At 67.2% G+C, this 19,920-nt stretch carries 22 protein-coding genes and 1 tRNA gene; 13 read left to right on the top strand and 10 right to left on the bottom strand.

What is annotated here, in order from left to right:
- Positions 1-175 precede the first annotated feature (175 nt).
- The gene (locus QE379_RS01230; protein WP_306997068.1) at positions 176-1,435 is read left to right on the top strand and encodes a NupC/NupG family nucleoside CNT transporter; all 1,260 of its coding nucleotides are present in this window, start codon (positions 176-178) and stop codon (positions 1,433-1,435) included.
- Between the two features lie 71 nt (positions 1,436-1,506).
- Here QE379_RS01230 and QE379_RS01225 read toward each other — a convergent pair whose 3' ends face one another.
- On the bottom strand, positions 1,507-2,376 hold the full coding sequence (locus QE379_RS01225) for a 3-hydroxyacyl-CoA dehydrogenase NAD-binding domain-containing protein (protein WP_306997066.1): 870 nt from the start codon (positions 2,374-2,376) through the stop codon (positions 1,507-1,509).
- 77 nt (positions 2,377-2,453) lie between these two features.
- Between QE379_RS01225 and QE379_RS01220 the strand changes: the two genes are divergently transcribed.
- Positions 2,454-3,482, top strand: coding sequence for a DUF1176 domain-containing protein (locus tag QE379_RS01220; RefSeq protein ID WP_306997064.1), 1,029 nt, complete (start codon positions 2,454-2,456; stop codon positions 3,480-3,482).
- Between the two features lie 17 nt (positions 3,483-3,499).
- Positions 3,500-4,120 (top strand): YbhB/YbcL family Raf kinase inhibitor-like protein, encoded by a 621-nt coding sequence (locus QE379_RS01215; RefSeq protein ID WP_306997062.1) that lies wholly within the window; start codon positions 3,500-3,502, stop codon positions 4,118-4,120.
- Between the two features lie 359 nt (positions 4,121-4,479).
- Here the strand turns inward: QE379_RS01215 and QE379_RS01210 are convergent, their stop codons facing one another.
- Both QE379_RS01210 and QE379_RS01205 read right to left on the bottom strand, forming a co-directional pair.
- Positions 4,480-5,556, bottom strand: a complete 1,077-nt coding sequence (locus tag QE379_RS01210) for a diguanylate cyclase (RefSeq protein ID WP_306997060.1) — start codon at positions 5,554-5,556, stop codon at positions 4,480-4,482.
- A gap of 24 nt (positions 5,557-5,580) precedes the next feature.
- Positions 5,581-6,114, bottom strand: a complete 534-nt coding sequence (locus QE379_RS01205) for a peroxiredoxin (protein WP_306997058.1) — start codon at positions 6,112-6,114, stop codon at positions 5,581-5,583.
- 94 nt (positions 6,115-6,208) lie between these two features.
- Between QE379_RS01205 and QE379_RS01200 the strand changes: the two genes are divergently transcribed.
- On the top strand, positions 6,209-7,030 hold the full coding sequence (locus QE379_RS01200; RefSeq protein ID WP_306997056.1) for an inositol monophosphatase family protein: 822 nt from the start codon (positions 6,209-6,211) through the stop codon (positions 7,028-7,030).
- A gap of 126 nt (positions 7,031-7,156) precedes the next feature.
- Positions 7,157-7,675, top strand: a complete 519-nt coding sequence (locus QE379_RS01195; protein ID WP_306997054.1) for a YgcG family protein — start codon at positions 7,157-7,159, stop codon at positions 7,673-7,675.
- Positions 7,676-7,725: 50 nt separating this feature from the next.
- Here the strand turns inward: QE379_RS01195 and QE379_RS01190 are convergent, their stop codons facing one another.
- On the bottom strand, positions 7,726-9,843 hold the full coding sequence (locus tag QE379_RS01190) for an AsmA family protein (protein ID WP_306997052.1): 2,118 nt from the start codon (positions 9,841-9,843) through the stop codon (positions 7,726-7,728).
- A gap of 177 nt (positions 9,844-10,020) precedes the next feature.
- On the opposite strand from QE379_RS01190, the gene rpmI reads away from it, so the two are divergent.
- Positions 10,021-10,224 (top strand): 50S ribosomal protein L35, encoded by a 204-nt coding sequence (gene rpmI, locus QE379_RS01185; RefSeq protein ID WP_007406658.1) that lies wholly within the window; start codon positions 10,021-10,023, stop codon positions 10,222-10,224.
- A gap of 21 nt (positions 10,225-10,245) precedes the next feature.
- Positions 10,246-10,611: a 50S ribosomal protein L20 gene (rplT, locus tag QE379_RS01180; protein WP_175311849.1), complete on the top strand. Its 366-nt coding sequence runs from the start codon at positions 10,246-10,248 to the stop codon at positions 10,609-10,611.
- A 77-nt stretch (positions 10,612-10,688) separates the two neighbouring features.
- Here the strand turns inward: rplT and QE379_RS01175 are convergent, their stop codons facing one another.
- From QE379_RS01175 to QE379_RS01165, 3 genes are read right to left on the bottom strand one after another with little or no spacing between them, the layout of a single operon-like run.
- A complete protein-coding gene (locus tag QE379_RS01175) occupies positions 10,689-11,144 on the bottom strand; it encodes a nuclear transport factor 2 family protein (RefSeq protein WP_306997050.1) in 456 nt (151 codons plus the stop codon).
- A gap of 22 nt (positions 11,145-11,166) precedes the next feature.
- Positions 11,167-11,796, bottom strand: coding sequence for a hypothetical protein (locus QE379_RS01170; protein ID WP_306997048.1), 630 nt, complete (start codon positions 11,794-11,796; stop codon positions 11,167-11,169).
- Entirely contained in the window at positions 11,793-12,062 is a 270-nt protein-coding gene (locus QE379_RS01165) for a PadR family transcriptional regulator (RefSeq protein ID WP_306997046.1), read from the bottom strand. Before QE379_RS01165 ends, QE379_RS01170 begins: the two co-directional genes overlap by 4 nt.
- A 159-nt stretch (positions 12,063-12,221) precedes the next feature.
- On the opposite strand from QE379_RS01165, the gene QE379_RS01160 reads away from it, so the two are divergent.
- Positions 12,222-12,626 carry a DUF1489 family protein gene (locus QE379_RS01160; protein ID WP_306997044.1) on the top strand — a complete coding sequence of 135 codons (405 nt, stop codon included), beginning with the start codon at positions 12,222-12,224 and terminating at the stop codon, positions 12,624-12,626.
- Positions 12,627-12,735: 109 nt separating this feature from the next.
- On the opposite strand, the gene QE379_RS01155 is transcribed toward QE379_RS01160, so the two are convergent.
- Positions 12,736-13,335 carry an ankyrin repeat domain-containing protein gene (locus tag QE379_RS01155; protein ID WP_306997042.1) on the bottom strand — a complete coding sequence of 200 codons (600 nt, stop codon included), beginning with the start codon at positions 13,333-13,335 and terminating at the stop codon, positions 12,736-12,738.
- A 69-nt stretch (positions 13,336-13,404) separates the two neighbouring features.
- On the opposite strand from QE379_RS01155, the gene QE379_RS01150 reads away from it, so the two are divergent.
- From QE379_RS01150 to QE379_RS01140, 3 genes are read left to right on the top strand one after another with little or no spacing between them, the layout of a single operon-like run.
- Positions 13,405-13,995 carry an SCO family protein gene (locus QE379_RS01150; RefSeq protein WP_306997039.1) on the top strand — a complete coding sequence of 197 codons (591 nt, stop codon included), beginning with the start codon at positions 13,405-13,407 and terminating at the stop codon, positions 13,993-13,995.
- Complete coding sequence (locus QE379_RS01145) at positions 13,995-14,423, top strand: YcgN family cysteine cluster protein (RefSeq protein WP_306997037.1); 429 nt, start codon at positions 13,995-13,997, stop codon at positions 14,421-14,423. The genes QE379_RS01150 and QE379_RS01145 overlap by 1 nt, the downstream gene beginning before the upstream one ends.
- Positions 14,420-15,088, top strand: coding sequence for a M48 family metallopeptidase (locus QE379_RS01140; protein WP_306997035.1), 669 nt, complete (start codon positions 14,420-14,422; stop codon positions 15,086-15,088). Before QE379_RS01145 ends, QE379_RS01140 begins: the two co-directional genes overlap by 4 nt.
- Here QE379_RS01140 and QE379_RS01135 read toward each other — a convergent pair.
- Complete coding sequence (locus QE379_RS01135) at positions 15,064-17,280, bottom strand: transglycosylase domain-containing protein (protein WP_306997032.1); 2,217 nt, start codon at positions 17,278-17,280, stop codon at positions 15,064-15,066. The two genes, QE379_RS01140 and QE379_RS01135, sit on opposite strands and share 25 nt — an antisense overlap.
- Positions 17,281-17,466: 186 nt before the next feature.
- Here QE379_RS01135 and QE379_RS01130 point away from each other — a divergent pair, with 186 nt between their 5' ends.
- Entirely contained in the window at positions 17,467-18,057 is a 591-nt protein-coding gene (locus QE379_RS01130) for a PilZ domain-containing protein (protein ID WP_306997029.1), read from the top strand.
- A gap of 232 nt (positions 18,058-18,289) precedes the next feature.
- On the opposite strand, the gene QE379_RS01125 is transcribed toward QE379_RS01130, so the two are convergent.
- Positions 18,290-18,376, bottom strand: a tRNA-Leu gene (locus QE379_RS01125).
- A gap of 151 nt (positions 18,377-18,527) precedes the next feature.
- Between QE379_RS01125 and QE379_RS01120 the strand changes: the two genes are divergently transcribed.
- Entirely contained in the window at positions 18,528-19,883 is a 1,356-nt protein-coding gene (locus QE379_RS01120; RefSeq protein ID WP_306997027.1) for an MATE family efflux transporter, read from the top strand.
- Positions 19,884-19,920 lie beyond the last annotated feature (37 nt).

Here is a 19,920-nt window from a genome sequence, read left to right as displayed (position 1 = left end):
TGCTGGCGGGAGTTTTGCAGAGGAATCCTTGCACGGGAGGAATTTCAACGAATTACGGCCCCCGATCAAAACTATGGCGGTCGGCTCATACCATGCTTATGATCGTCCCCCGCGCAGCCGGGGGGCCGCGTCGTTTTCACCACCCGCCCCAAAGCGGCCCAGCTAAGCAGCGCGCATGAATCGTTTTGCCATCGGTATCGCGGGTATATTTGTCATTCTGGCGATCGCGGTCGCCCTGTCGACCGACCGGCGCGCCATCCGCCCGCGCGTCGTCGGCGCGGCCTTCGCGCTTCAGGCGGGGATCGCGGTGCTGGTCCTCTATGTCCCCTGGGGCAAGCGGGTGCTGCAATGGCTGTCGGGTGGGGTCGCAGGGCTGCTCGGCTACGCCAATGAGGGGACCAAGTTCCTGTTCGGCGCGCTGGCGTCCGATCCGCTGGGCCGCAATTTCGCGATCCAGGCGCTGCCGGTCATCATCTTCTTCGCGGCCCTCGTCTCGATCCTCTATTATCTGGGGATCATGCAGTTGGTCGTGCGCTGGCTGGGCGGTGCGATCGAGAAGGTGATCGGCGTGTCCAAGGTGGAGTCGCTCTGCGCCGCCGCCAACGTCTTTGTCGGCCAGTCCGAATCGCCGCTCGTCATCCGCCCCTATCTGGCGAGCCTGACCCCGGCGCAGCTCTTCACCGTGATGACCAGCGGCATGGCGGGCGTGGCGGGGACGATCCTGGCCGCCTATGCCTCGATGGGCATCTCGATCGAATATCTGCTGGCGGCGAGCTTCATGGCCGCGCCCGGCGGCATCCTGATGGCCAAGATCATCATGCCCGACCGGATCGAGCCGCCCGCCGGGCAATTGCCGCTGGGCGATGTGATCGAGGACGAGAAGATCGCGCTCGCCGAAGCCACGCACGACGAGGAAAAGCCCGCCAACATCATCATGGCGGCGGCGCAGGGTGCACAGACCGGCGTGAAGCTGGCCGTCGCGGTCGGCGCGATGGTGCTGGCCTTCGTCGCCCTGGTCGCGCTGGCCAACGGGTTGCTCGGCGGGCTGGGCAATATGATCGGGATTCCGGGCCTCAGCTTCCAGGCGCTGCTGGGTTATGTGTTCCAGCCGATCATGGCGCTGCTCAACGTGCCGTGGAACGAGGCGGGGATCGCGGGCGGGCTGTTCGGCGAGAAGATCGTGCTGAACGAGTTCGTCGCCTATATCGACCTGAGCAAGCAGGCCGCGCAGCTTTCCCCGCGCACGGTCGCGGTGGTCACCTTCTCGCTGTGCGGCTTCGCCAATTTCTCGTCCATCGCGATCCAGATGGCGGTGACCGGCAGCCTCGCGCCGAACCAGCGCCCGACCATCGCGCGGCTGGGCATCCGGGCGCTGGTCGCGGGGAGTCTGGCCAATCTGATGTCGGCGGCGCTGGCGGGGCTGCTGATCGCCTGATCGGGATATGCCCCTCCACCACCGCTTCGCGGTGGTTCCCCTCCCCAAGCAGAGCTTGGGGAGGATTGGGGTCACCGCGTCGGCACGGGTTCCGCACCGCTATAGTCGTAGAATCCCCGCTTGGTCTTGCGGCCATACCAGCCCGCCTCGACATATTTGATCAGCAGCGGGGCGGGGCGGAATTTGGGGTCGCCGGTGCCCTCGAACAGCACGCGGGTGATCTCCAGACAGGTATCCAGCCCGATGAAATCGGCCAGCGTCAGCGGGCCCATCGGGTGGTTGAGTCCCAACTGGCACGCCGCATCGATATCGGGGATGGTCGCCACGCCCTCGCCCAGCGCGAAGATCGCTTCGTTGATCATCGGCATCAGCACGCGGTTGACGATGAAGCCGGGCGCGTCATTGGCGTGCACCACATGCTTGCCCAGTTCCTGCGCGAAGGCTTCCACCTTGGCGACCGTCTCGTCCGAGGTGGCGAGGCCGCGGATCAGTTCGATCAGGCCCATGACCGGCACCGGGTTGAAGAAGTGCACGCCGACGAACCGTCCGGCATCGGGCGCGGCTTGCGCCAGACGGGTGATCGGGATGGAGGAGGTGTTGGTCGCCAGGATCGCGGTGTCGGACAGCCCCTTGCCGACCTCCTCGAAGATCGCGCGCTTGATGGCTTCGCGTTCGGTCGCCGCCTCGATCACCAGTTCGCATCCGGTGATGGCGGACAGGCTGCCGACCGGTTCGATCCGCGACAGCAGCGCGTCCGCCTCGGGGCGGGTCGTCTTTTCCTTGGTCACCAGCCGGTCGAGCGCCTTGGCGATTCCCGCCTTGCCCGCCTCGGCCCGCTCGGCCGAGACATCGGCCAGCTTGACCGAATAGCCTGCCGCCGCCGACACTTGCGCGATACCCGCGCCCATCTGCCCGGCGCCGATCACACCTACCGACTTCATCACGATACTCTCCTTATTCTTTGACAGTCGCCCTATCCGTTTCGGAACGTCACCGCCAGCAAAGGGGTTGGTCCAGCATGATTCGCATCGCCGCATTCTCGGTCCTCATCGGCTTCGCGATGCCCGTCACGGCGGTGGACCCCGCCACGCCGGTCCCGTCCAAGCTGAAGCTGTTCCGCGACTGGATCGTGACCTGCGACAATGGTGGCGGGTGCGAGGCGGCCTCGCTGTCGTCGGAGGACGGCACGTTGCAGGACGCCGGGCTGTTCATCCAACGCGCGGCCGACGGGACGGTCGCGGTCAAGGTCGCGGACATGACCGGCAAGGCGCAATCCGCCAGCGTCCGGATCGATGGCCGGGCGGTGGCGACCGTCCCCCTGCCGCAACAAGCGGAGGGATGGCTGCGCGGCGCCCCCGCGACCGCGCTGGTCGCCGCCATGAGCCATGGTCGGCGCGCGGCGATCCTGACCCCCGACGCCAAGCCCGTGTCGCTGGCCGGCGCGTCGGCGGCCTTCCGCTATATGGACGAGCGGCAGAAGCGCGCCGGGACCACCAGCGCGCTGGTGGCGAAGGGGGCGGCGCGGTATCGCGGCAGGCCCCCCGTCCTGCCCGTCGTGCGGATCGTGACGCCGCCACCGGGCGCGGCCCCCTCCATCCCCAACGGGGCGATCGCCGACATGCGGCGGCGGCTCGATTGCCGTAACAGCCTGGGCAGCCCGGTCAGTGCCGAATCCTATCGGCTGGACCGGCGCTCGACACTGGTGCTGATGTCCTGCGGCGCGGGGGCGTATAATTATCTGGTCAAGCCTCTGATCTGGCGCGACGGGCGGCTGGCCCCGGCGCGGTTCGACTTCGCCTTTCCTTTCGCCGGGGAGGCCAGGCCCGGCGGCGCGGTGACGTTGGTCAACAGCGAATGGTCGCCGACCGGACGGCTGTCGAGCTGGGGCAAGGGCCGGGGGCTGGGCGATTGCGGCGACCGGCAGTCGTTCGGCTGGGACGGCACGCGCTTCCGGCTGCTGGAGGCGGCGAGCATGACCGAATGTCGCGGCGCGATCGACACGCTGCATGTCTGGCGCACGCGCCCCGTCGGCATGGCGGCGCGATAGGCAAGGGAGAGAGGATCATGCTCGAACATCTGCCTGCATGGCTGGGCAAGGCGATGAGCGGCTGGCGCGCCGGGGTCGAATCGATCGCGGTGGTCCGACCCGAACTGGCCCCGCCCGCCGCCCTGTCGCTGAGCAGCCCCGCCTTTGCCGACATGGGCCGCCTGCCCGAACGCTTCACCGCCGATGGGGAAGGGGTGTCGCCGCCCTTGATATGGGGCGATCCGCCGAGCGGGACCGCGATGCTGGCGCTGCTGGTCGAGGATGCCGATGCGCCCACGCCGCAGCCGCTGGTCCATGCGATCCTGTGGAAGCTGCCGCCGCACGCCGGGGACCTTCCGGAAGGCGCGATCGCGGCGGATGGTGCGGGAACGCCCGAAGGCGGCGATGTCGGGCGCAATTCCTATTTGGGCGAAGGCTGGTTGCCCCCCGATCCGCCGCGCGGGCATGGCGAGCATCGTTACGTGTTTCAGCTGTTCGCGCTGGATAGCCTGGTCGAGATCGGCGGCGCGACGCCGGGGCGTGGTGCGCTGGTCGAGGCGATGGCGGGGCATGTGCTCGCCGCCGGGGTGCTGACCGGCACCTATTCGCGGGAAGAGGAAGCGCCGGTGGGCCCGGTCGGCGCGGTGGCCCCCGCCTGATCGTCGGAGGGGCGGCGGTCGGGCATCAGCGGTGATGGACCCGACCGCGCCATGGTGAAGGCGCCGTCACCGATCAGGCGATCGGAAAGATCGGCGCTGCGCTGGTGATGGCGAGACTGGCGAAGACGACCGCGCCGACGAAGGAAACGAGGATCTGGCGAGCCTGGAACGAGGTGAACATGGTGAAACTCCCTTGATGGTCCGGTCGTCCAACCATTTGGCGACCGATGCCAACAGCTTTGCAGGGAGCGTGCCAGTTCGATAAGTGACGCAAATCAGGCGTTTTCTATTTTGCCAATCGAGAAGTTGGGAATTTTTGCCAACGACCCTGCGGATTTTGCGCCATGTCGTGGCGCAATTCAGGCGTCGCCGAAAGCGCGGTCGCGGCCTTCGTTCTTTGCGCGGTAAAGAAGCGCGTCGGCGCGGGCGAAAAGCGTTTCCTGCGTATCATCGGGGCGGAAGGCGGTGATCCCCGCCGAGAAGGTGATCGGCCCCAGCGCTTCCCCGGTCTCGCGCACCCGCATCTGCCGCTCGCGCAGCGTGTCGCGGGCGCGCTCGACCAGTGCGAACGCCTCCTGGTCCGACAGGCCGGAAATCAGGATGGCGAACTCCTCGCCGCCATGACGGCTGACCAGATGGCCATGGCATTCCTTCGCCAGGATATTGCCGATCGCCAGCAGGACCCGGTCGCCCACCCCATGCCCATGCTCGTCGTTGATCCGCTTGAAACGATCGATGTCGCACAGGGCGAGATGGCAGGATGAGGCGTTCTGGAAGCATTGGACGAGCGCTTCGTTGAAGGCCAGCCGGTTGGCCAGCCCGGTCAGCGGATCGCGCCGCGCCAGCGCCCGCGCCTCGGCCAGTTTTTCGCGCAGCGTCTCGGCCTCTGCCGTCGCCTCCTGCAACCGGGCCTCGGTGGCGTCGATCCGCTTCAGCATTTCGCCGGTCAGCGTGGCGAGCGTGCTCAGCCCGATCGCGTCGCCGTGCCGAAGCTCTTCGGCGTTGCGCGCCAGATCGACGCCGAAGGCGGAGGTGTCCGCCTGGATGCCGCGGATGATCGCCGCGAAGGTTTCCACCTGATCCTGGGTCTGTTCGGCCAGCGCGTCGGTTTGCACCTCGGCGGGGGGGACGATCAGCTGCGAGCGGCTGCGGGGTTTGCGCGAAGGCGATGGGGCGGCGGGTCGGGACGCGTTCTGCGGACCGCCCAGCCGGCAGATATCGTCGCGGTGCAGGCGGACGCCGCCGTCGATCAACGCCGCCACCGCCCGTGCCAGACTGCCGTCCGGGTCGGTCATGATGGCGTGGACGAACGCATAATGCGCCGGATCGGGGGACAGGCGATGATCGTCCAGAAACCGGCCGATCCGCCGATACAGGTCATCGGTCGCGCGCGTCATGTTACGCCCGCCCAGTTCCGCATAATCCCCCACAGACATCGGACGCCCCCGTCACCCCCCTGCTCAGCGACGGGAGTCCAAGTCGCGCACCGCCGCCAGCGTCGTGGCGACATGCTCGGCCGGGTTCATATCGTCATGGACGAAGGCGATCTTGCCGTTGCGACCGATGACGTAGCTGGTGCGCGAGGTGATGTCGCGACCTTCGATCTGACGGCCCAGCGCCACGTCATAGCCCTTCACGATCGCCGGACCCGCGCTGGCCACCGGGAACTTGCCCGCGCATTCGGCCTTGGAAAAGGCGGCGAGCTTGTCGACCGGGTCGGCGGACATGCCGATCACGCGCGCGCCGGCGGCGCGGAAGGCGTCGATCTTCTCGGCGAAGGCGCGCGCCTCCGCGCTGCATCCGCTGGTGAAGGCGGCGGGGAAGAAATAGAGGACGACCGGACCATGGCGCAGCTGATCCTTCAGGTTCAGCGTGAAGACCTTGCCCGCCACCGCGCCGCGCGTGGTGAAGTCGGGAGCGGTGGCCCCCGGGCGTAGCGCCGCCGCAGCCGGAACCGTGGCCATTGCCAGAAGAACGCCCAGCAGTACGCGCATCACTTCACCTCTCATATACCTATACGTCAAACGTATCGCGTCGCGGGATTGGCGTCCATTGCTGATACATCCAAGCTGGCTTATCCCATGCCCCATGTCCGTACACTCTGCCGATATCGACCTGGCATTGAAGCTGGCCGACGCCGCCGGTGCCGCCATCCGGCCTTATTTTCGTCGCGAGATGGGGCTGGAGATCAAGGAGGATCGGTCGCCCGTCACGCTCGCCGACCGGGAGGCGGAGGCCGCCATGCGCCGCATCCTGGAGGCGGAGCGCTCCGGCGACGGGATTCATGGCGAGGAATATGGCGTCAAGGCGGGCGTGACCGGTCGGCAATGGGTGCTCGATCCGATCGACGGGACGCGCAGCTTCACCGTGGGCCGTCCGATCTTCGGCACGCTGATCGCGCTGGTAGACAATGGCTGGCCGGTGCTGGGCATCATCGACCAGCCGATCGCGGGCGAGCGCTGGCTGGGCGTCACGGGCCGCCCGACCCTGTTCAACGGCCAGCCCGCCCGCACCCGCCCCTGCCCCGAACTGGCGGGGGCGACGATCGCGACGACCAGCCCGCATCTGTTCGAGGATGACGACGTGCCGCACTTCATGGCGCTGGTCGGGGCGATCAGCGGCGACAATCCGCGCCAGGGGCCGGTCTATGGCGGCGATTGCTATAATTATGGACTGCTGGCGAGCGGGCATATCGACATCGTCTGTGAATCGGGGCTGAAGCTGCACGACTTCGCCGCCCTGGTGCCGGTGGTCGAAGGGGCGGGCGGGCGCATGTGCGACTGGAACGGCGATCCCCTGACCGCCGACAGCGCGGGCCATGTGCTGGCGATCGGCGACCCCGCGCGGACCGAGGAGGTGCTGGAGGCGTTGCGCAATGTGCCGCATGGGGATCACCATCACGATCATTGATGCACGATCATTGGTCGATGCCTGGTGACAGACATGGCGGAAATGTCCGACCCCGGCGGGTTATCGTGGGTGAACGGCAGGATCGACCCGGGATCAAGGCCCCCTTTGCGGTCATACCGTTCAGCGGTGCTGGTGGCCCTGGCGATGCCGCTGGCCTTGCTTGGGGGCATTGCCGCGCCCTGCCAGGCGATGGAGCCGAAAATTGCGAGTGCGGACGAGCCGTTGCAATTTACCGGCTATGTCGTCGATCAGGCCCAGCTGCTGAATAGCGACGAGAAGCAGCGGCTTACTTTATGGCTCGGGCGTTTTCAGCGGGAAACCGGTCATCAACTCGCGGTGGTGACGGTGAAAACCCTGCATGGTGAGGACGTGAAGGACTTCACCATGCGGCTCGCAAACCGGTGGGGCGTCGGCCGAAAAGACCTCAACGACGGCATCGTGATCCTTGTGGCGGCGAATGACAGGAAAGCCAGAATTGCCGTTGGCATCGGACTGGAACAGCGATTGCCGGATGCGTTCTGCCAGCAGGTGATGAGCCGGATCATGGTTCCTGCTTTCGCGAAAGCGCGGATCGGGCAAGGCATAGAGCGGGGTGTGTCGGCGATCATCGAGAGGCTCCAGGCGTCAGCCCCCGGCGCGCGTTAGTCCCGGCTATCGGGCGACCGTGCCCATGTGGTGCCGAATGGCGCGTGACCTCAGAAAATCCCCAAAAATTTCTTCCGCTGTGCCTTGGCTTCGCCGGGATTGCCGCGTCCCTTTTCGTCCTTGGCGGTCGTGCCCCGCCCGACATCGTCGCGCTTGTCGCCCTTGGTCGTCCGCTGCGCACCCGCTCGCGCGCCCGACAAGACCGGGCCGCACGCTGCCGCCTTGGCGTCGCCGACATCGACGAACGCCAGCACCCCGGCCAGCGGCGTCGCCACCACCGCCAGCCCCAGCCCGGCCCCGGCGCGGGCGAGCAGGTCGCCGCTGATCGGCTGGATGGCGGGTGAGACGAAATGGCCGGTCAGCCCGACCGGCGACTGGCCGGAGAACAGGCTGAACTTCTTGGCGTCGGCGCGGATGGCCAGGTCGATCGCCTCGTTGCGGAAGCTGAAGCCGCCGCGCCCGATGATGACGTTCTTCGACGTGTCGATCAGGATCGGGTCCGCCGCCGCCACCCCGCCGCGCACCGTGAAGGCGATCAGCCCGCAATTGATCCGGACCGGCTCCTTGAGCCGTTCCTCGAACATCTTCTGGACGAAGGTGCCCAGGTCCAGTTCGGCCAATTGCGCGTTGCGGGTCCATAGCGACCCGGCGGGCAGGATGAAGGCCATGCGGCCATTCGCACCGGCCAGCGAATCATGGATGGTGTCGCCGCGCCCCTCCAACTGGATACGGCCCTTGACCGTGCCCGTCGTCCCCGCTTCCGCCACGCCCCATCCGGCAAGCAACCGGCCAAGCGGCGTCGGCGACAGGCGGATATCGTAAGTGATCCGGCTGGGCCGGGGCCGCGTGTCGAAGATCAGGTCCGACGCCACATCGCCCCGCGCCATTGCGAAGCGCAGCGGCGAGAGGGTCAGCTTGCCACGTTCCAACTCCAGCGTCAGGTCGACATTGGAGATCGGCACCCGGCGCGACCGCACGGTGCGGATCGTCCATTTCAGATCGGCATCGAATCGCTGCATCGTCGCGATCGGCAGCGCGGCGTCGGGCAGCAGCATTTGCGGCCCCACCCCGGTCGCGGCGGCGGCGGCCTGCGCGCCCTTGCTCGCGACGATGTCGGGATTGTAACCGATGAAGGGTGCGGCATCGATGATGTCGAGCTTGGTCGTCGCCAGTTCCGAATCGAGATGCAGCCGCTCGCCATTGGTGACGGTCAGCTTGCCCGCCACATCGCTGTCCCCGAAATGGCCGGTCATCCGGGTGAAGCGATAGACCTCGCCATCCTTCACCAGTTGCGCGCGCAAGTCATAGGTGCGGGTGCGCGGGATGACGACGCCGATCACGTCGAGCAGCGTCGACAGATCCCTGCCCCGCGCCCGCGTCTTCAGCGGGACATTCTCGATCGCGGCGATCGAGGGCAGGGTGCCCGACACGTCGACCACATTGCCCGCCGCGCGCATCCGGGCGATCAGCGCGTTCCTGCCGCGATTGGCGGTGGCGTCGGGCGACAGAAGCCGGGCGGTCAGGGTGAAGGGCGTGGCCCGGATCACGCCCTTGCCGCGAACCCCCACCGCCTTGCCGATCCGCGCGTCCTGCGACCGGATGTCGTCCAGCGCCAGATCCGCCGTCACCCGCAACCGGGGATCGCGATAGCGGACCGTGGTGCCGGTCACATCGGCCGTATCGATTCGCGGGAATTCCAGCGGCTTGCCACCCTTCTTCTCGCTGAACGTCCATGTGTTGGTCCGGTGGTCCGGCGTCCACTCCAGGTCGACCGCGCCGTTCGTGAGTTCCAGCCAGGTGAAGCGCCGTTTTCCGAACAGCAGCGACAGCGGCGCGATCCGCGAATCGATCCGGTCGGCGGTGAACAGGTTCGGGCGGCTGGCCCAGCCGGGGTTGGAGATCGCGATCTTCTCGGCGACGAACTTGATCCGCCACGGCGCGAAATAGAGCTGGAAGTCGCCGCCGACGCTGACCGTCCGGTGGGTCAGCTTTCCGACGATCGACTCGAAGGGATGGCGCAGGAACCGCCCCTTGGTGATGAACAGCACCAGCCAGATCGCGGCGATGACGGTGACGAAGCCGATCAGGACGCGCAACGCCCATCGCCGCCAGCGGCTGCGGGCGGCGGTCGGGCTGGCGGGGGTGTCGGCCGCAGGCGCCTGATCCATGATAGGTCCAATCGCGCAAGCGGAGCGCTGGTTCCCTTGGGGCTCTCCACCGCTCATCGGTTGCAATCCGGCGCGGCTTGGTCTAAGCGGCCCGCTTCCCGAGCGAGGTGTCACGAACGGCCCGGCCATCAGGGCTGCCGCGGCCGTTTCTGCCTTAGCTCCAGCGAAAGGACCAAAATGCCCAAGCTCAAGACCAAGAGCGGCGTCAAGAAGCGCTTCAAGCTCACCGCGACCGGCAAGCTCAAGCACGGCGTCGCCGGCAAGCGCCACCGCCTGATCAGCCATAACGGCAAGTATATCCGCCAGAACCGCGGCACCTCGGTCCTGTCCGATGCCGACACCAAGACCGTGAAGGCCTGGGCGCCTTACGGCCTGAACTGATTTCTGGAAGGATAGAAAGATATGGCACGCGTCAAGCGGGGCACGACCACCAAGGCGAAGCATAAGCGGATTTTGGAACAGGCGAAGGGCTATTATGGCCGTCGCAAGAACACCATCCGCATCGCGCGCCAGGCCGTCGAAAAGGCCGGTCAATATGCGTATCGCGACCGCAAGGTCAAGAAGCGGACCTTCCGTGGTCTGTGGATCCAGCGCATCAACGCCGGTGTCCGGGCCGAGGGCCTGACCTATTCGCAGTTCATGCACGGCCTGAAGCTGGCGGGCGTCGAACTGGACCGGAAGGTCCTGGCCGACATCGCCATGCACGAGGGCGAAGCCTTCAAGGCGATCGTCGCACAGGCGAAGGCCGCTCTGCCGCAGGCCGCGTAAATCGCGACTGACGGTTCAGCCGGAAATCAGGAAAGGGCGTCGGTGGGTTCCACCGGCGCCCTTTCTGTTTGCGCGGCTTATTTGGTGGGTTCGGGCGGTATCGGGGTATATTGGGCCGAGACCAGCTTCCATCCGGCCTTTTCCCGATGCGCCACATACAGAACGCGGACCGAGCGCTTGCCGCCCGCGCCCGGCAGGATGATCGAGAGGCGCCGGGTCATCAGGGCGATGTCGCTTACCAGGCGAACGGTCGGTTCGTCGCTTTCCATCCGCGGGACCGGGCTTTTATGAGCCGGATCGTAAAAGCCGAGAACCTTGTCACGCGGATCGACTTCGCCACGCGGTGAAATCTCGACAAAGTCGGAAGACAGGGTCGCGGCCAGCATGACGGGGTCGAAATCGCGGCGGGCGGTTTCGAAGCGCGTCACCAGCGCGAGCGGCTCGTCGGTCGGTATCGTCTGGGCCGACGCGGCCGAAAGCGGCAGGAGGGCGGCGATCAGGCACACCCATCCCGTCCATGGACGATGGATCATAAAGCAATTCCCTGTTTGGAGGTTAGCGGATCGGAACGTTGTGCCGCGCCTGCCACGCGGCCAGGATCGGGACGGAGAGCAATTCAACGGCCAGGGCAACGGCTTGCAGGACCATGCCGCCGGGCGTGGGGTGTACGACGGCGATGCACAGCAACAGTCCGGCGACGACCAGGATCGCCGCGATCATCGCATGACGCGCGCCGCGCCATTGGCAGCAGGCGATCCGCCACGCGATGACGATATGCAGCGTACCCAGCACCACGAGCAACAGCGCGATCCATGGCGACCATGTCCGATAGGCCACCGCGATCAGGCGCTGGCCCGCATCGCCCGCCGATAGGGCGGCGACATAGGGATCGCCGCCCGCCAACCAGTAGCGCAGCCCCCGAAGGGCGCAGCCGAGATGGAACAGCGCAAAGGGCAGGATGATCGCCAGGGCGACACCGTGGCGCGTCAGGAAATGCCAACCCCTGCCTGAACCGGTCAGCCGCCGGGCCGCAACGCCCAGACACCCCATGGCAAAACGCAGGCCCTGTCCGTCGCGCTCCGCCTCCTCGAACTCGGCACCCATCGCGTGGGCCCAGCACCGGTCGTCCTGCCGCATGAGGGGCAGCGCCACGGCCATCACCGCCCGAGCCGCTGCGCCGTTCATGCGACGACCGGCGCGGGATCGAGGTCGATCGCGATGGCATGGGCACGCATGAAGGCGACACCCTGCGCCGTCAGCCGATAGGCGTGGCGCGCGGGCCGACCGGGTTGATCGGGCTCGCGCCATTCGGCCTCGACCAGGCCCTGCTCGGTCATGCGAATCAGCAGGGGGTAGAGCGTACCAGACTGAAGTCCGGTGTCCTTCATCAGGTCATAGCCATGCCACCATTGCGCCCCCCGTTCGGCCAGCGCTGCCAGCAGGGTAAGCATCTGTTTGGAAGGGCGGCGGGATCGTTTCACCCATATAACGTCACATATGTAGATTTATGAGTCAACGCCCGTCATCGGCTGTGTCCGTCACATTTTGCCGAACGGGGCGGGCGCTTTCCCTAGCCTTCACGGGTCCGCCTCCCCACATGCCCCCATGACATGGCGCTTCATCTGACCAAGGTCGCGTTCGGGGCGGCCAGTATCGATCATCTGGCCGAACGACTGAAGATGCGGGCGCAGGAAGGGCCGGTGTTCCTGACCACGCGCTATCTGCCCAAGCGGCATGAGGAAGTGGCGGGGCAGGGGTCGCTGTTCTGGATCCTGAAGCACCAGCTGGTCGCGCGCTCGCCGATCCTGTCCTTCGGAGAGGCGGAGGGCGGGCGGTGCGCTATCCATATCGACCCCGAACTGGTGCTGGTCCAGGCGCTGCCCCGCCGCGCGCATCAGGGATGGCGCTATCTGGAGGCGAACGACGCCCCGCCCGACCTCAGCGGCGCGGCGACGGGGATCGAGACGATGCCGCCGGTGCTGGTAGGGAAACTGGTGGAACTGGGTTTGATTTGATCCTCCCCGATACGGGGAGGGGGACCGCCGCCAGGGATCGTCCGATGCGGCCATCCCCCTCCGTCAGGCCTTCGGCCTGCCACCTCCCCGTGCCGGGGAGGATGTTATTTTACAGTTTCGGCCCCGCCACCGCCGCGCGGGTCTTCTTCGGCGTTTCGGCGAACAGCTTGGCGATGGCGGTGTTGCGGGGGTCTTGCGAGGCGTATTCGCGCGCGGTCAGCCCAGCGACATTGTCGGCCTGGTCGGGATCGGCCCCGGCGGCGAGCAACTCACGGACCATGCCGATGTCGTAACGCTGCACCGCGCGGATCAGCGGCGTCTCGCCCGAGGCATTGCCGATATTGGGATTGGCCTTGGCGGCGGTCAGGATGCGGATCATTTCCGACTGGCCGCCGCCGACCGCCAGCAGCAACGGGGTGTTGCCGCGCCCGTCGCGCAGGTTCGGATCGGCCCCCTTCTGGAGCAGGAAGCGCAGATAGGTCTCGTCCCCGCGCTTGATGACGATGTGCAGCGCGCCTTCGCCGCTGGTCACGTCGCGGGTGTTGATGATGCTGGCGCCCGGACGGTCCAGCATGTTGGTCACGTCGTTGCCCTTGGCCTCGCGCACCGCCTGGAGGAATTTATAGCTTTCCGACTGCATCATCTGCGCCGTGGCGGGCATGGCGATGACACCCAGAAGCGCGGCGGCGAACAGGGGGCGAAGGGACATGAAAGGTGATCCTGAGCAATGGAGCATGGCTTGCAACCGGCGATTTATCACAGCAAGGCTGTCGACGTCATGACCCGAATATTCCCGTCCGCCCTGCTGCCGCTGGCCCTGACGCTGGCCGGTTGCGGTTCCTCCCAGCCGGAGGCGCAGCCGCCGCTGGCCGGGGCGAAGATCGGCGGACCGTTCCGCCTGACCGCCGCCGATGGCCGCACCGTCACCGATCGCGACTATGCCGGGCGGTATCGCATCGTCTATTTCGGCTACAGCTTCTGCCCCGATGTGTGCCCCACCGACATGCAGGCGATCGGCGCGGGGCTGAAGCTGCTGGAACAGAGCGCGCCCGAAAAGGCGGCGCGGATCGTGCCGATCTTCATCACCGTCGATCCGGCGCGCGACACGCGCGAGGTGGTCGGCCGCTTCGCCACCACCTTCCACCCGCGCTTCGTCGGACTGACCGGCACCGAGGCGCAGATCGCGGCGGTGGAAAAGGCCTATGCCATCGTGGCGCAAAAGGGCGATCCCTCGCCCGGCGGCGGCTATCTGATGAACCATAGCAAACAGGCCTATCTGATGGACCCGGACGGCAAACCGATGGCGCTGCTGCCGACGGATGAAGGCCCCAAGGCGGTGGCCGACACGCTGGACCAGTGGGTCCGATAATGGAGCGCTTCTGGGAAAAGCCGATCGAAAGCCTCGACCGCGCGCAATGGGAGGCGCTGTGCGACGGTTGCGGCAAATGCTGCATCCACAAGCTGGAGGATGAGGAGACGGGCGAACTGGTCGCGACCAACGTCGCGTGCCGCCTGCTCGACCGGCGGAGCGGGCAATGCTCCAACTACCGCCATCGCCGCGCCTATGTCAGCGAGTGCGTGCGGCTGACCATGGGCAATGTCCGCTCGATCGACTGGTTGCCGACCACCTGCGCCTATCGCCTGCGCGCGGCGGGCGAGGCGCTGCCCGAATGGCATTATCTGGTCTGCGGTGACCGCGAGGCGGTGCATCGCGCAGGGCAATCGGTGCGCGGCTGGACGATCAGCGAGGACGATGCCGGGGATTTCGAGAATCACATCGTGGACCGCGAATTGTGATCGACGAGGTCGTCCGCCACCCGACCGCCAAGACCATCCGCCTCAGCGTCGATCCCGCCACCGGGACCGCGCGGTTGATCGTGCCGCGCTGCGCGGGGCTGAAGTCCGCGCTCGCCTGGGCCGAGGAGAAGAAGGACTGGATCGCCGAGCAGCGCGCCCGCCTGCCAAACCCGCGTCCCTTCGTGCCCGGCGCGACGATCCCGTTCGGCGACGTGACGCTGACGCTGGAATGGCGGGAGGGGCGGGCCCGCGTCATCCAGCGCGAGGGGAACCGGCTCTGTGCCTCCGGCCCGATCGAGACGCTGGGCCGCCGGGTCGAGGCGTGGTTGAAGCGACAGGCGCTCGAAGTGCTGGCGCGCGAGACGGCGGAGGTCGCGCGGGCGGCGGGTGTCACCGTGACCAAGGTCAGCGTCGCCGACCCCAAGGCGCGCTGGGGAAGCTGTGCCTCGACGGGCGCGATCCGCTATAGCTGGCGGTTGATCCTGGCCCCCGATTTCGTCCGCCGCGCCACCGTTGCGCATGAGGTCGCGCACCGCGTGCATATGAACCACGCGCCCGTTTTCCACGCGCTGGTCGCCGAATTGCTGGGCGAGGACCCGACGCCGGCCACCGCCTGGTTGCGGCGACACGGCGCGGGACTTCACTGGTACGGGCGGTCGTCCTGACGATCGCGGGTTGAGCCGCGCGGCGGGTTGGGATTGGCCCGCCCCTCACGCGGAGCCCCGCCATTGCCGCGCCCGGTCACCCGGTCGATCCATGCCTGATCCAGCCTTTGTTGCGGGGCGGGGGCCTGTGCGGGCGGCTGACCCGAGGGTGGCGACGGCACGGACGCGCCCGGTTGCGGCTGCTGGATCGGGATGGGCGCACCGGGGTTGCGGCGGGTGGGGATCTCCATCGTCTCGTCGCCTTCCTGCGCCCCTCCGGCGACCGGCGGGGGCAGGGGATTGCCATCGGCATCGACCCCGGCCACGCCATTGTCGGGCTGACCGAAATAGCTCTCCTCATCGGGCTCCAGCTGCCAGTCGGGCAGGGTCACCTGGGTATCGAACTGTTCGATCGGGCGGTTGGCGGTGGCGACGCGCATATAGTCGGCGAAGGCCTTGGCAGGGGCGCTGCCCCCGTGCAGCCCGGCAACCGGCTTGGCATTGTCGCGTCCCATCCAGACGCCGGTGGTGATCCCGCTGGAGAAGCCCAGGAACCAGCCGTCTTTCAGGCTGGTCGTCGTGCCCGTCTTGCCCGCGACCGGGCGACCGATCTGCGCGGCGCGGCCGGTGCCGGTGTTGACTGCGGTCTGGAGCAGGTCGGTCATCTCGGCGGCGACGAAGGGCGCGACCAGCACATGGCTGCGATCGACCTCATGCGTGTAGATGGTCTGGCCGTTCGCCATGACCTTGGTGATGCCATAGGGGGTGACCTTCACGCCCTTGTTCGCGACGCTGGCGAAGGCGCTAGTCATGTCGATCACCCGCACTTCCGAGGTGCCGAGCACCATCGAGGGGTGGGTGTTGACCGGCGTGGTGATGCCGAAGCGGCGCGCCATGTCGGCGACCGTCTGGAACCCGACCTCCTGGCCCAGCTTGGCCGCGACGGTATTCAACGAATAGGCGAAGGCGGTGCGAAGCGAGACGCTGCCCGAATTGCGGCGCGAATCGTTGCGCGGGGACCATCCGTCGATGGTGACAGGTTCGTCGACCACCTGGTCCTCGGGCTTGTGCCCGGCCTCCAGCGCGGCGAGATAGACGAACAGCTTGAACGCCGAACCCGGTTGGCGGACCGCCGTCACCGCGCGGTTATAGTTGGTGGAGACATAATCCTTGCCCCCCACCATCGCGCGCACCGCCCCGTCGCGGTCCAGGCTGACCAGTGCGCCCTGCGTCCCTGCGGGCGCATCGGCGCGGATCGCAGCATCGGCGGCACGCTGCATATTGAGGTCGAGCGTCGTCCACACGTCGAGCGGCGCGGTCTGCTCGTCGATCAGCGTGTCGAGCTGGGGCAGTGCCCAGTCGGTGAAATAGCGGACCGAATTCTGCTTGGGCTCGGGCGCGAGTTTCAGGGCCTGCGGATCGGCCTGGGCGGCCTGGGCGGCGGTGATGAAGCCGTTGCGCTCCATCTGGCTGATGACCACGCCCGCACGGCCCACGGCGGCCTCGGCATCGGCGGTCGGGGAATAGTTGGACGGCGCCTTGACCAGCCCGGCGATCACCGCCGCCTCGGACAGGCTGAGATGATCCGCGCCATGGCCGAAGAATTTGCGGCTCGCGGCATCGATGCCATAGGCGCCGCCGCCATAATAGACCTTGTTCAGATAGAGTTCGAGAATCTGGTTCTTCGAGAATTTCAGCTCCATCGCCAGCGCCAGGATCGCCTCGCGAATCTTGCGCCCGAACTTCTTCTGGTTGTTCAGGAAGATGGTGCGCGTGATCTGCTGGGTAATGGTCGAGCCGCCCTGTTTCCAGCGGCCCTTTTCCACCCGCACCTCGACCGAGCGGGCGATGCCGATCGGATCGACGCCGGGATGCTGGCGGAACCGGCGGTCCTCGACCGCGATCGTCGCGTCGCGCATGACGGTGGGGATGCGATCATAGGGCAGCCATTCGCCATAACTCGGCCCGAGCGAGACGATCACCGTGCCGTCGGCGGCATGGACGCGGATCATCTGGCCGTTGGGCGAGGACTTAAGCTCCTCGAAACTGGGCAATTGCGACTTGGCGACGAAGACCGCGATCGCCAGCGCGCCGACCGCCAGCACGGCCAGGCCGATCAGGATCTGCAAGGTTACGACGATCCGGCGCCGCCAGGGAGAGCGGGGCTTGGAGGAGCGGGGCCGGGGTGACCGGGAAGACGACGCGCGAGGCATGGGACGGCTCGCGAATTACAGGGCTTTGGACATGACCACAAGCGGGATGCCCGACCCGATATTGCGGCGTGATGAACCAAAGATCGGCGTGGTCCCGCAAAGCTGTTAATTTTTTGTCCGTGATACGCTAATAGACAAACCAAGCCGAATTCCGTCAGGGGGGCGTAATTGGCGGAAAGGATGGGCATGGAACAGATCGAACAGCAGCAGAGCATGTCGGCTGAACGTCGGTCGGGCCAGCGGCATTCGGCCGTCCTTCTGCTGGGCAAGGTGTGCGGCGACGTGCCCGGCGTCTGCCTGGTCCATAATATTTCGGCCAATGGACTGATGGCGCGATTCGTCGACGTACCCGTGGTGGGCGAGGCGATCCGTATCGAGGTGCGCGGCCTGCCGCCCGTCTCCGGCACGGTCCGCTGGGTGCGGGGCAAGAAGGCGGGCGTGCAGTTCGATGCGCCCCAGCCCTATCAGAACATCTTCTCGTCGGAGAATGAGGACGGGACCATCCCCCGCCCGCCGCGCTTCCCGGTGACGCTGGCCGCCGAGGTGCGGCTGGGCGACCGGAAATTCGCCAGCGAACTGATCGACGTCTCCGCCGGCGGCGCCAAGCTGGTCGCCGACGATCCGGTTCAGCCCGGACTGGCGGGGCATATCGTCATCCGCCCGATGGGGACGGCGCTGTTCGGTACGATCTGCTGGGTAAAGGACGGCCGCTTCGGCTTCCGCTTCGTCTCGCCCCTGCCCATCGACACGCTGGCGGCGATCGTCGCCGCGCGGTGAGCATAGCTTGGGTAAGGGGTCGAGCGAGCCCAAAGGCTTGCGCGCTCATCGAGCGCTCACCCCTCACCCAGCTTCGACTAAGCCTTTGCTCCCGCAAAGGCCAAATCTGCGCAACCCTCTGCCCTCAGAGAGGGGCGAGGGGAGGAAATGCCACGGTGCGATGGTCAACCCTGGCTTTCGCAGGCATGACATAACGGGCCATCGGCCCATTTCACGATGTTCGGGAAAAATCTGGTGCGGTCGAGAAGACTCGAACTTCCACGGCCTTTCGGCCACAACGACCTCAACGTTGCGCGTCTACCAATTCCGCCACGACCGCACTCGATAGTCACCACCGGCAAGCCGGAGGGCTGGTAGGCGGGTGCCCCTAGCAAAGCGATACGGGTAGCGCAATGGCTTTCGTGCGAGCGCATGGCGTCGGCGATATTCGATGACTTTCGCCGGACCCGCATCGCGCATAGGGAGGACGGATGACGACCATCCTCCGCCCCGATCGTGCCGAGGCGCGCCGTCTGCTCGGGCTGGCCTGGCCGGTGATGCTGACCAGCCTGAACTGGACCATCCTGCACGTCACCGATGTCGTGGTGGTCGGCCGCGTCGGCGAGCATGAGGTCGCCGCGCTCTCGGCCAGCCGGTCGCTGACCTATGTCGCGATCGTCACCGGTCTGGCCTGGCTGTCGGGCGTGCTGGTCCGCGCCTCGCGCGCCGATGGCGCGGGTGACCTGCCCGCAACGGGGCAGGCGCTGCGTGACGGGCTGGTGCTCGGCCTGATCCTGGGCGTCGCCGCGATGCTGATCCTGGGGCTGGGCGGGGCGAGCCTGTTGCGTGGGATCGGGGTCGCCCCCGCGCTGGTCGAGCCGGGCGCGCGGGTCGTGGCAGTGATGGCGCTGGGCTATCCGTTCCAATTGGTGCTGGTCGCGGCGAGCTTCTTTCTGGAGGGGATCAGCCGCCCGCGCCGGGTGACGATGGTCAATCTGTCGATCCTGCCGATCAATGCGGTGCTGGCCTGGGCGCTGGCGGGTGGGGAACTGGGCTTTCCGGCGCTGGGTGCGGTCGGGGCGGCGCTGGCGACGGTGATCGCCTCGGCACTGGGCGCGGTGGCGATGGTGGCGAGCGCCATGACCCTGCCGCGCGGCGGCTTGCGAGGCGTGCGGCGGATGGACCGGGCCTCCTGGGTCCCGACGCTGGCGGGCGCGGTGGAGTTGGCGCGGTTCGGCTTCGTCCCCGCCATCGCCTCGGGATTGGAACTGGCCGGGTTCGCCATCCTGATCGCGCTGTCGACGCGGCTGGGCGATGCGACCGCGCATGCATTCCAGATCGTCTTCTCGGTCCATAACGTCACCTTCGCGCTGGCGCTCGGCCTGGGATCGGCGGCGGGGGTGCGCGCGGGCAATGCGGTGGGCGAAGGCACGGCGTCGGCGGCGATCCCGCGCGCCCTGATGGCGGTCGCGCTTGCCGCACTGGCCATGGGGGCGTGCGGTGTGGCGCTGCTGGTCGGGGCGGGGCCGCTGGTCGGCCTGTTCCCCGCCCAGGCCGATGCCCACGTCGTCGCGGTCGCGATGCTGCTGATCTGGGCCCCGTTCATCCTGTTCGACGGGGTGCAGGTGGTGCTGGTCTATGCGCTACGCTCGCTGGGGGATCAGGTGGCGGCGGGGATCAACAGCATCATCGCCTATTTCATCGTCACGGGCGGCGCGGGATGGTGGCTGGTCGCGCATGGCTGGGGCGCGCAGGGGCTGGCCATCGCCTCGGGTGTGGGCATGCTGATCGCCGCGCTGCTCCACGGTGCGCGGTTCGCGATCATCGCGCGGCGATTGCGTGAGTAGCGTGGCCTTCGACTTCGCTCAGGCGGAACGGGGGTGG

It is taken from the genome of Sphingomonas sp. SORGH_AS_0879 (assembly GCF_030819175.1).
In the GTDB taxonomy this organism is placed as follows: domain Bacteria; phylum Pseudomonadota; class Alphaproteobacteria; order Sphingomonadales; family Sphingomonadaceae; genus Sphingomonas.
The sequence above is the reverse complement of the archived record's forward strand: the minus strand, read 5'-3'. Positions and strand labels throughout refer to the sequence as shown.